Source organism: Kribbella sp. NPDC003505 (genome assembly GCF_040610875.1).
GTDB lineage: Bacteria > Actinomycetota > Actinomycetes > Propionibacteriales > Kribbellaceae > Kribbella.
The window spans coordinates 511,281-521,508 of the sequence record NZ_JBEXNA010000005.1 but is presented as its reverse complement, the minus strand read 5'-3'; the positions used below and the strand labels follow the sequence as shown (position 1 = coordinate 521,508).

Here is a 10,228-nt window from a genome sequence, read left to right as displayed (position 1 = left end):
GGCAGTGCTCCGGCCCCTCGATTGACTGCGTCAGACGTCGCTGGCGCAGCTCGACGCGCACGACGCAGCGCAGCCGTCGTCCGTGGCGCAGCCGGCGTTGGCCGGCGGTACGACGTCGGTGACCACGCGGACGTCCAGCTCGAATTCGGTGTCGAGCGACTGCTTCGGATCCATTTCGATTCCTCTCTGTTGTGATGGAACGGCAGCCCCGGCGCTGACTCGCTCTCAACGCCGGGGCGGCCGGCTTGTGTGATCTCTGTCCGAGCCCTCCACAGGGGAGGGGAAGGCTCGGACAGAGATCAGTAGTGACGGGACCGATGGGTGTGCAGACGATCAGCTGCACGTGAGGGAGGCTGGGGGCGACGACTCCCCACCGGTTCCGCCAGCTCAGGGAGCGGGGTCGTGCAGCACGAAGCGAGCCCCCGTGACCCGCTCGAACTGTCGTTTCACCGCCTCCGGGTCGCCCACCAATGCGAGGTGTCGCCACTCCGGTAGCACTACCGTGGTGATCTCGTAGCGGCGGACCGACTCCACCAGCGCCTGGAACACGGCCGGTGTCGTCTCCGGATCTTCGAGATAGACGGATCCCATCGCGAAGCCTTCGAGCTGTGCGAACCTGCCGAGCTCGCGCTTCAAGGCCGTGACGTGCTGCGCCGACAGATACAGATCTCGACGGGCGTAGCCGAGGAGCAGCGGCCTGGTGTAGTCGGTCACCGCTCCTCTTCCATCCAGCGGCGGAAGGTGGCCACCAAGCGATCCCAGAGCCGGGCCCACCAGCCGCGGCGGTGCTGGCCGTTCACGAATCGACAGCATCTAGGTTCACCACCGGAATGGCCGGCTCGATCGTCACGCGGAGGCTGTAGAAGCGGCGAGTCATGGCCGCCTGGTACCGGATCGCCTTGGCTGGCTCGGCGGTGTACTCCGCAATGACGTGTTCGCCGAACCAAACACGCACCCTGCGCTCCGATGGCTGCGAGGCATCCACGAGCGTGCTCATTCGCCGCGCACCTCCCGCGCGATGTCGCGAACCATCAACGCGGCGACCACCAGCGCCACGATGACCAGGATCCACATGCCGGGGATCATGCAACTCACCTCGCTCTGTTCCTGCTCGAACTGGCTGATGAGTTATCACCGTAGGAAGGCGATCACGCTCCGTATAAGCTCTTCGCGCATGACTTTTATGCGCGCCGCGCATACTGTTCGTGTCGGCCCGATATCCTGGGGTGGCGGTGCTTCAGTACCGGGGATCGGGGAGAGACCGATGGCCGCCAAGATGGCCTCACGGCGATGCGCCAGTTGCGGCGCTGTCCTGGCGCGGGACAACACCGCGTCGCTGTGTTCGCCCTGCCGTCGTGTCCGCCAGGCCGCTGCCCCGGCGCCGCCGGAGATGCCCGCGGAGTTCTGGCAATCGCCTGAGATTCATGAGGCCGCCTCACGCCGAGACATGGGAGCGCTGCTCTACGCCTACCGGTCACATCCGACGCATGGGCACAGACCGTTGCCGCAGACAGTCCTCAGCAACTGGCTGGGTATCACTCAGAGCCAGCTGAGTCGACTGGAGTCGGGCCGCAATCGTGTGCGGGAGCTGGACAAGCTGGAGCACTACGCTCGGGTCCTTGGCATCCCCGCCGACGTGCTTTGGTTTGACATGCCGAGCGGAACTCCAAAGCGCCCTCTGCGGGCAAACGTCAGCGCAACTTTGCCTTCGGACCTGCGGCTACCCGCACACCTCGTTTCGGCCGGGCCGAGCGTTTCTGACTCCCTGCTGTTGACCCTGCAGCAGTACGCCGCGACGGACAATCTGGCCGGTTCCCGTTCGCTCGTTCCAGTCGTGCCACATCAGGTCAAGTTCATCGAGGACTTGGTCGGGAAGAGCCGGGGGCAGGGCCAGACGCAGCTTCTCTACGTGGCAGCTCGCTTCGCCGAATTCGCCGGCTGGGCGAACCAGGACGCGGGCGACCTCCGGGAGGCGATGCGCTGGTCGAACATCGCCCTGGACTACGCTCAGGAAGCTGAAGATTCACACCTGACGTCGTACATCCAGATGCGGAAGAGCAGCATCGCGAGCGACGCAAACAAACCTAAACTCGCGCTTGGGTTTGCGAAGGAAGCACTCCAGAACGGCTCAGCCCTTTCACCCCAGGTCCGGGCGGTGGCCTACCGTCAGGCAGCCCAAGCCCACGCCATCAGCGGCGACGCGACGGGGTGCGCCAGAATGCTGCAGCAGGCTTATGAGCTCGCTAACCAGCCGGTAGAGGACGAGAACGACATCGCTCGGTACTGCACACCGAGCTATATCGAGATGGAAGCTGCCAACTGTTGGGTGGAGCTTGAGAAGCCCAAGGAAGCGATAAAGACGCTGCACCAAGGACTCAAGGTGTGGCAGCCTGAGTTCCGCCGAGACCTCGGTCTGTGTCTGTCGCGCTTAGCCGTCGCATACGCTATCAGCGAGGAGCCTGACAACGCTGTCGCGGTTGCTCAGCAATCGTTGTCGATCGCTGCCAATACCCGGTCCCAGCGCATCGTCGGACAGCTTGCCCGGGTTCCAGGGCTTCTGACCACGATCGGTGCCGGCGACCAGGCGAAGCAGCTCCAGCGACAACTTGCCACCCTGTGATGAGCATTGCTGATCGCGCGCAAGACAGAGGGAGATGCTCGTGCACCTGCTGACCACCGCCACCTCCACCGACGAGGCCGCTCGCAAGGCGACCATCGCCGTTCTACCCGTCGGCAGTTTTGAGCAGCACGGCGATCACTTGCCGTTGATCACTGACACAGTCGTCGCTTGTCTGATCGCCAAGGGCATCGCCGAGACATACAACCTCCGCCTCCTTCCGCCGATGACGATCTCGTGCTCGCACGAGCATGAGGGCTTCGCCGGGACGGTCAGTATCAGCGCGTCGACGGTGATGACGATGATCAACGACATCCGGACTTCCTTGGCGCGGAGCGGCGTCGAACGCCTTGTCATCGTCAACGGCCACGGTGGCAACCACGTGCTTGCCAATGTCACCCAGGAAGCCAATGTGTCCGGGCCACGAGTGGTGTTGTACCCCCAAGGCGACGACTGGGTTGCGGCCCGTACGAGCGCGGGCCTGGAGAGCACGTGGGGTGGCGACATGCATGGCGGCGAGATTGAGACCTCGATCATGCTGCACGCGTATCCGGACCTCGTTCGCGATTCATACCGCACCGCGGATCATGAGGCTCGCGACCGCCCGGAGCTGCTGGTGACTGGACTCCGCGGTTACACCGAGACAGGCATCATCGGTAGCCCGTCCTTGGCAACACCGGCCAAGGGCCGGGCGGTCCTAGAGAGCCTGACAGCGTTGTTCGCCGACCACTTGAAGGTCCTCGACCACTAGTTGGCCGAGTCATCCAAGAAGATGGGCGTTGACCGCTCGAACGGCCGGAGCGAGGTCGGGAATCTCGATGACTTCGCAGCCTGCCGCGCGCAGTAGCTCAGCGCCCTCGCAGTCGACGAAGATGTTCGGCTCACGCCAGGCAAGAACCACCCGAGGGAGCCCCGCAGCGAGGATCAGCTGAGTGCAGGTCAGCGGGTGCGACGAGCGCCTGCTACACGGTTCCAGGCTGGTGTAGATCGTGCTGGAGGCGAGTCGCGAATCACCTTCGACCTTGGCGAGGGCGGTCTCCTCGGCGTGGTCATGCGGATCACCTTCGCGGGAGTATCCAGTCGCGATGACCTCGCCATCGGCCGAGACGATGATCGCTCCGACCGAGAAGGCGGTCTTCGAAGGCGGACACTTCTTTGAGAGTTCGATCGTCTCCTCGAGCCAACGGCGGTCGGGGACAGCTGTATCAGGCACCGGTCGCCTCCTTGAGGAGGTAGCGCAGTAGGGCGATGTCGCCGATCTGCTGCACCTCGGCTAGATGCATTCGATGGCGGAAGTCTTGCGGGAACTCGCCATCGACGACCAGCCGCGGGGCTGCGGAGTCGCCGACGAAGAATGGTGCGACGGCAAGGTGGATCTCATCGACCAGCTCAGCAGTCAGGAACAGGGTATGAATGTGGCCGCCACCCTCGACCATCAGACGGCTCACGCCGCGGTTCGAGAGATCCGCGAGCACTGCCTCGAGGTCCAGAGGATCGCCGGCGCCGACGATCGTCGCTATCTCACCGAGCCGATCACGGGCAGTGTCCACGGCTGACGTCGGGACGTACACCAGCTTCTCGACGTCCTCGGCTGTGAAGAAATTCGACTCGGGATCGAGATCGGCCTTGCTGCTGATCGTCACCTTGAACGGCAGCTCAGGCAGACCAGCGGCCAGCCGGCGGTCGCGACGCTCCTGCGACTTGATCCGCAGCTTGGGGTTATCTCGGCGGATGGTGTTCGCACCGATCAGGACGGCGTCGACGCCCGCCCTAACCTCGTCTACGCGATCGAAGTCGGCCTCATTCGACAGGTACAGACGTTCGGGGTTGTTGTCGTCGATATAACCGTCGATCGAGGCAGCGACGGAGAGAACTACGTACGGTCGGTTCGGCATATAGCCATCCTGCCGTAGGCAGCTTCATCTCCGTGTCTGAGCTTCGTCTTCTAGTGTCCTGAGTCGGCAGTTCGTCGGTAGGTGCAACGGTGTGGCGGGCGCCGAGCCCGAAGGTTGATCCGGCGGTGTCGGCCGACGAGGAACGATCGGTGCTGGCGAGCCCAGCGGCGGAAGACGTCGCAGGCGTCGGCGTCGTTTGTTGCCGAGCGCCGCTCTAGCAGTCAGTCGCACGCGAGCGTCAGCTCGCAACTCGTCGGCGGCAGCCGACAGTCCCCGGCGTCAGCCGGAAACAGATGTACCGCGCCAAGCGGGGGGTGGGTGGGAGCGTGCGGAGCGGGCGCGGTGAGGAGCGTAGCGACGAGGTGAGCGCCTGCGTAGCACGCGTGGGCGAACAACAGCCGCCCGAAGATTGCTGGCTCCGGGCGGCTGTGGTTGTGGAAGCTACTTCTTGACTGTCTTGTTGTACTGGTCGATCTGGGGCTTGATGGAGTCGGCGGCGGCCTTCATGGCGGTGGCCGGGTCGGTGCCCAGGACGGCTTTTTCCAGGCCGTCTTCGGCTGCTTTGCGGGCCTGGGGCATGACGCCGAGGATGCAGCCGGAGGAGGCGTTGGTGGGCTTGGTGTTGTGGAGTTGGGTGATCGCGGTGGTGAACTGCGGGTACTGCGCCACCCAGGCCTTGTCCTCGGGCTCGTCGAGGGCCTTCTTGTTGATCGGGAAGTAACCGGTGCCGGTGTGCCAGGCCGCCTGCTGGGCGGGGGACGACGCGAACTTCACGAACTCCCACGAGGCGCGCTTCTCGGCGTCGGCGTGGCCGGGACCGTCGATCCACAGCGAGGCGCCGCCGATGATCGGGCCGCCGGTGTCCGAGGCGGTGAGGTGCGGGAACGGCGCGGTCATCACGGTGAACTTGCCCTTCGCCGCGTCCAGATAGCCGCGCAGTGATCCGGTCGACTCCAGGTGCATCGCCGACGTACCGGACTTGAAGACGGCCTGGGCGTCGTCGGTCTTCTTGCCGGTGTTCGGCATCAGGCCCTGCTTGACCATCTCCTGGTACCAGGTCGCGACCTTGACGCCCTGCTCGTCGGCGAAGTTCACCTTGGTCGCGAGGTCCTTGCGGCCGTTGTCGTTGTCGCAGTACGTCGTCCCGGACTGGGCGATCAGCTGCTCCATGAACCATCCGTAGATCGCCGCGTTGAAGCCGTACTGGACGGTCTTCCCGCCCTGCTTGATCGTCAGCTTCTTCGCGGCCGCCATGATCTCGTCGAGATTCGCCGGCGGCTTGTTCGGGTCGAGGCCGGCCTTCACGAAGGCTTCCTTGTTGATGTACAGCAACGGCATCGACGTGTTGAACGGCATCGAGTTCAACTTGCCGTCGATGGAGTAGTAGTTCGCGATGTTCGGCTCGATCGAGTCCAGCGTGTAGCCGTCCTTGTCGGCGAACTTCTGCACCGGCACGGTCTGCTTGGAGTCGATCATGAACCGCGACCCGATGTCGTAGATCTGCACGACCGACGGCGTGTTCCCCTGCTGCACCGAGGTCTTGTACTTCGTGATCGTGTCGTCGTAATCACCCTGGTAGACCGCGGTGACCTCGATCTTCCCGGAGTTCGCGGCGTTGAACGCCTTCACCAGCTTGTCGACGGCGGCGCCGTTCGCGCCCTTCATGCCGTGCCAGAAGGTGACTTTCGTGACCCCGCTCGCCTTGTCGAGCGCGCTCGCGTCCGGCGCGTCCAGCGCCCCGCTGCCGGAGTCGTCATTCGAGGAGTTGCCACCGCAACCGGCGGCGACCAGAGCCAGCACCGCCAGTAGGGACGCGGCACCCGCCGTACGTCGGACGGATCTCATCAGCACCAACCTTTCTCAGCGAATCGCACCCGCGGTCAGCCCGCGGACGATGAAGCGCTGGCCGAAGACCACGATGGCCAGCGTGGGCAGGATGGACAGCGTGACGCCGGCCAGGATGAGTCCCGGGTCGGCGGCCTCCGCGTCGTTGAGCTGGCTGATGCCGATCTGCAAGGTACGGCGGGACGCCGAGTCGCCGATCAGCAACGGCCAGAAGAACTGGTTCCACGCGGACAGGAACACGTACAGCCCGACCGCCATCAGCGCGGGCTTGTTCAGCGGCAGCAGGATCCGCCGCAGGAACCGCCAGTGCCCGCAGCCGTCGATGGTGGCCGCGTCGCGCAGCTCGGCGGGGAACTGCAGGAACGACTGCCGGAGCAGGAACACCCCGAACGCGTTCGCCAGGAACGGCAGCACCAGCGCGATCATCGTCCCGGCGTACGACGCGGTCAGCCGCTCGCCGCCGATCGACCAGCCGGTGATGGTCAGGTAGTTCGGCAGCACGATCGACTCCCACGGCACCATCAGCGTGGCCAGGAAGAGCCCGAACAGGACGCTGCGTCCCCACATCTTCATGAAGACGAACGCGTACGCCGCGAGCACGCTGGTGATCAGCTGCGCGAGCGTGATGATCGAGGTCTGCAGGATCGAGTTCACGTACTGCTGCCCGATCGGCGTCCCCGACGACGTCGCGCCCCGGTAGTTGCCGGTGAAGATCCCGTGCGGGAACAGGTCCGGCGGGTACGACGAGATCTGCCCGGGCGCCATCACCGACCCGGCGATCACGTAGTACACGGGGAAGATCACCAGCAGTGCGGCCCCGATCAGGACCACGTAGGTGACGACACGACCCGGCCTCACTTGTAGTGCACCCGCCTCTCCAGGACGCCGAACTGGATCGCCGTGCAGGCGAGCAGGATCACCAGCAGCACGATCGCCTGCGCGGACGCGGCGCCGAAGTCGCTGGCGTTGTTCGCGAACGCGGTGTGGTAGATCGAGTAGACGAGCGTCTTCGTCGACTGCTCCGGGCCGCCCTCGGGCGTCAGGATCTTGATCTGCCCGAAGCCCTGCAGGGACTGGATCGTGGAGATCACGACCAGGAAGAACAGCTGCGGGCCGAGCAGCGGGATCGTGATGTACCGCGCCGCGCGGAAGCCGCCGGCGCCGTCGAGTGTGGCGGCCTCGTTGATCTCGGTCGGGATCGCGCCGATGCCGGCGGACAGGACGAGCACGTTGTACCCGACGCTCATCCACACGGTGGTGATCGCGACGCTGATCAGCGCCCACGAGGGGTCGGTCAGCCAGCCGATCCGGTCGACGCCGAACCGGCCGAGCAGGCCGTTGGCGAGCCCGATCGCCGGGTTGTAGATGGTCGCGAAGATGACCGACGCGCTGGCGACCGAGAACGCGAACGGGAGCGCGAACGCGGTCCGGAAGATCCGGATGCCTTTGATGTGCTGCTCGAGCAGCAGGACGACGACCAGCGCGCCGAGGACACCCGGGACGACAGTCAGCAGCACGAAGGCGAACGTCACCCAGAGGATGTGCCGGAACTCGGCGGACCCGAGCAGGTCCTTGTAGTGCTGCAGCCCGACGTACGCGTCCGGCCGGCCGAACAGGTCGGAGCCGTGCAGCGACAGCGACACGGACTTGCCGAGCGGCCAGATGATGAACAGCGCGAACACGACCAGGCAGGGCACGAGCATCAGCCAGGACAGCAGGGACGCTCGGGCGGCTCGTCCTGGTGTGGACGGACCCGGCGGAGCCGGGGTCGGAGGGCGGCGAGCACCCACCGGCAAGCTTGTTGTAGTCAATCCTTTACCTCCAGTAAGAGCGCAGTCTTACACCGCCGGGGGCCTTTACCGCGAGGGCACGCTAGGCTGAGCGCCCGTGAAGGTCTTGGTGATCGGCTCGGGTGGCCGCGAGCATGCACTGGCCTGGGCGCTGGCCCAGGATTCCGAGGTCGAGCAGGTGGTGGCGGCCCCGGGCAACCCTGGCATCGCCGCGTTGCGCCCGGCGTACGAAGGGCAAACGATCGTTTGCCGTCCGGTGGACATTTCCGACCACGACGCGGTTGTCGCGCTGGCGCGGGAGCTGCACGTCGACTTGGCGGTCGTCGGCCCGGAGGCGCCGCTGGTAGCCGGCCTGGCCGACCCGCTCCGGGAGGCCGGGATCGCGGTCTTCGGCCCGTCCCGCGAGGCCGCGCAGCTGGAGGGCTCGAAGGCGTTCGCGAAGGACGTGATGGCCGCCGCGGGCGTGCCGACCGGCCGGGCGTACGTCTGCACGACGGCCGAGGAGGCGGCGACGGCGATCGACGCGTTCGGCCCGCCGTACGTCGTGAAGGACGACGGGCTCGCCGCGGGCAAGGGCGTGGTGGTCACGTCGGACCGCGAGGCGGCGCTCGCGCACGCGGCCGAGTGCGACCAGGTGCTGATCGAGGAGTTCCTGGACGGCCCGGAGGTGTCGCTGTTCGCGATCACCGACGGTACGACCGTGCTGCCGATGCAGCCGGCGCAGGACTTCAAGCGCCTCGGCGACAACGACGAGGGCCCGAACACCGGCGGCATGGGCGCCTACACGCCGCTGCCGTGGGCGCCGGAGGATCTGGTCGCCGACATCACCGAGAAGGTGCTACAGCCGACCGTCGACGAGCTCCGCCACCGCGGTACGCCGTTCAGCGGCCTGATGTACGCCGGGCTCGCGCTGACGTCCCGCGGTGTCCGGGTGATCGAGTTCAACTGCCGCTTCGGAGACCCGGAGACGCAGGCGCTGCTGCCGATGCTGAAGACCCCGCTCGGCGGTCTGCTGTACGCCGCGGCCACCGGGAAGCTCGCCGATCACGGTGAGCTGAGCTGGCGGAACGCGTCCGCGGTCACGGTGGTGGTCGCCGCGAAGAAGTACCCGTCGAGCCCGCGCAACGGTGACGTCATCACGGGGATCGAGCAGGCCGAGAGCGACACGGTCCGCGTCTTCCACGCGGGGACGGCGCTCGCGGACGACGAGCTGGTGACGGCCGGCGGGCGGGTGCTCGCGGTCAGCGCCGTCGGCAAGGATCTCGCCGAGGCCCGGCAGCGTGCATACGCCGCGGTCGGTCAGATCCGGATCAAGGGCTCCCAGTACCGCACCGACATCGCGCTGAAAGCCGAGCGCGGCGAGATCACCGTCTGAGGTCCGGACGCGACAGAGCCGCCGGCCCAGGCGCGGCCGGCGGCTCTGTCCGTCGTGGTCAGGCGGTGTGCGGCGTCGGGCCGGCCAGCTTCGGCAGAACCTCGGCGTCGGCGGGAACAGTCCGCAGGTGGGCGTACCCGAGGATCGACAGGATCAGCAGGATGCCGGCCGCGGCGAAGGCGGCGATCGCGGCGATCAGAGCGATCTGGCCCATCTTCCAGAAGGCGTAGGCGTTCAGCAGGAGGCCGCGCAGGGTCTCGCCGCGGAAGGCGGTCTGCACCTGGCCGGCCAGCTTCTCGTCGTTCGGGTTGGCCCGCGACTCCTCGGACAGCTGCGCGTAGGTCTTGCCGCCGGCCATCTCGTTGATGTGGACCTTGATGTAGTGGTTGGCGTAGGCCTCAGCCTGGGCGCCGTTCACCAGTTGCTGACCGGCGTACTTGGACAGGTACGGCTTGACGGCCGGGTCCTCGAGCGACTCGCTGCCGGCCTTCGGGAAGTAGATCTGCTGGGCGGCGAGCTGGCTGTGGACCTGGTCGTCGACGAAGTTGTGTGCCCACAGCAACAGTCCGCCGGCAGCGCCCAGCACGATGGCGAGGACGAGTCCGGCTGAGGTGAGCAGCGCGTCGAAAGTCTTGCGGCGCATGGCGGGTTCCTTTCGGGCCGCGGTCCTCGGGGCCGCGGAGTGTGATTGATCTGCACTCCGAGT

The 10,228-nt window shown here is 66.2% G+C and carries 12 protein-coding genes; 3 read left to right on the top strand and 9 right to left on the bottom strand.

What is annotated here, in order from left to right; genetic code table 11:
* Nucleotides 1-30: 30 nt before the first annotated feature.
* The 3 genes from fxlA to ABZX12_RS20500 form a co-directional block, all read right to left on the bottom strand.
* Nucleotides 31-174 (bottom strand): FxLD family lanthipeptide, encoded by a 144-nt coding sequence (gene fxlA, locus ABZX12_RS20510; protein ID WP_355695205.1) that lies wholly within the window; start codon nucleotides 172-174, stop codon nucleotides 31-33.
* 213 nt (nucleotides 175-387) lie between these two features.
* Entirely contained in the window at nucleotides 388-714 is a 327-nt protein-coding gene (locus ABZX12_RS20505) for a hypothetical protein (RefSeq protein ID WP_355695203.1), read from the bottom strand.
* Nucleotides 715-796: 82 nt separating this feature from the next.
* On the bottom strand, nucleotides 797-997 hold the full coding sequence (locus ABZX12_RS20500) for a hypothetical protein (protein ID WP_355695202.1): 201 nt from the start codon (nucleotides 995-997) through the stop codon (nucleotides 797-799).
* A gap of 267 nt (nucleotides 998-1,264) precedes the next feature.
* On the opposite strand from ABZX12_RS20500, the gene ABZX12_RS20495 reads away from it, so the two are divergent.
* Together ABZX12_RS20495 and ABZX12_RS20490 are read left to right on the top strand one after the other, a co-directional pair.
* A complete protein-coding gene (locus ABZX12_RS20495) occupies nucleotides 1,265-2,620 on the top strand; it encodes a helix-turn-helix transcriptional regulator (protein WP_355695200.1) in 1,356 nt (451 codons plus the stop codon).
* 40 nt (nucleotides 2,621-2,660) lie between these two features.
* Nucleotides 2,661-3,368: a creatininase family protein gene (locus ABZX12_RS20490; RefSeq protein ID WP_355695199.1), complete on the top strand. Its 708-nt coding sequence runs from the start codon at nucleotides 2,661-2,663 to the stop codon at nucleotides 3,366-3,368.
* A gap of 9 nt (nucleotides 3,369-3,377) precedes the next feature.
* Here the strand turns inward: ABZX12_RS20490 and ABZX12_RS20485 are convergent, their stop codons facing one another.
* From ABZX12_RS20485 to ABZX12_RS20465, 5 genes are all read right to left on the bottom strand, one after another.
* Nucleotides 3,378-3,830 (bottom strand): deaminase, encoded by a 453-nt coding sequence (locus tag ABZX12_RS20485; RefSeq protein ID WP_355695197.1) that lies wholly within the window; start codon nucleotides 3,828-3,830, stop codon nucleotides 3,378-3,380.
* Entirely contained in the window at nucleotides 3,823-4,512 is a 690-nt protein-coding gene (locus ABZX12_RS20480) for a dihydrofolate reductase family protein (RefSeq protein ID WP_355695195.1), read from the bottom strand. Before ABZX12_RS20480 ends, ABZX12_RS20485 begins: the two co-directional genes overlap by 8 nt.
* Nucleotides 4,513-4,953: 441 nt before the next feature.
* Entirely contained in the window at nucleotides 4,954-6,357 is a 1,404-nt protein-coding gene (locus ABZX12_RS20475) for an ABC transporter substrate-binding protein (RefSeq protein ID WP_355695194.1), read from the bottom strand.
* A gap of 15 nt (nucleotides 6,358-6,372) precedes the next feature.
* Nucleotides 6,373-7,215, bottom strand: a complete 843-nt coding sequence (locus ABZX12_RS20470; protein ID WP_355695192.1) for a carbohydrate ABC transporter permease — start codon at nucleotides 7,213-7,215, stop codon at nucleotides 6,373-6,375.
* Nucleotides 7,212-8,060 carry a sugar ABC transporter permease gene (locus ABZX12_RS20465; RefSeq protein ID WP_355695190.1) on the bottom strand — a complete coding sequence of 283 codons (849 nt, stop codon included), beginning with the start codon at nucleotides 8,058-8,060 and terminating at the stop codon, nucleotides 7,212-7,214. The genes ABZX12_RS20470 and ABZX12_RS20465 overlap by 4 nt, the downstream gene beginning before the upstream one ends.
* Before the next feature lie 184 nt (nucleotides 8,061-8,244).
* On the opposite strand from ABZX12_RS20465, the gene purD reads away from it, so the two are divergent.
* Nucleotides 8,245-9,522, top strand: a complete 1,278-nt coding sequence (purD, locus tag ABZX12_RS20460) for a phosphoribosylamine--glycine ligase (RefSeq protein ID WP_355695189.1) — start codon at nucleotides 8,245-8,247, stop codon at nucleotides 9,520-9,522.
* A gap of 58 nt (nucleotides 9,523-9,580) precedes the next feature.
* On the opposite strand, the gene ABZX12_RS20455 is transcribed toward purD, so the two are convergent.
* Complete coding sequence (locus ABZX12_RS20455; protein WP_355695187.1) at nucleotides 9,581-10,165, bottom strand: hypothetical protein; 585 nt, start codon at nucleotides 10,163-10,165, stop codon at nucleotides 9,581-9,583.
* Between the last annotated feature and the right edge of the window lie 63 nt (nucleotides 10,166-10,228).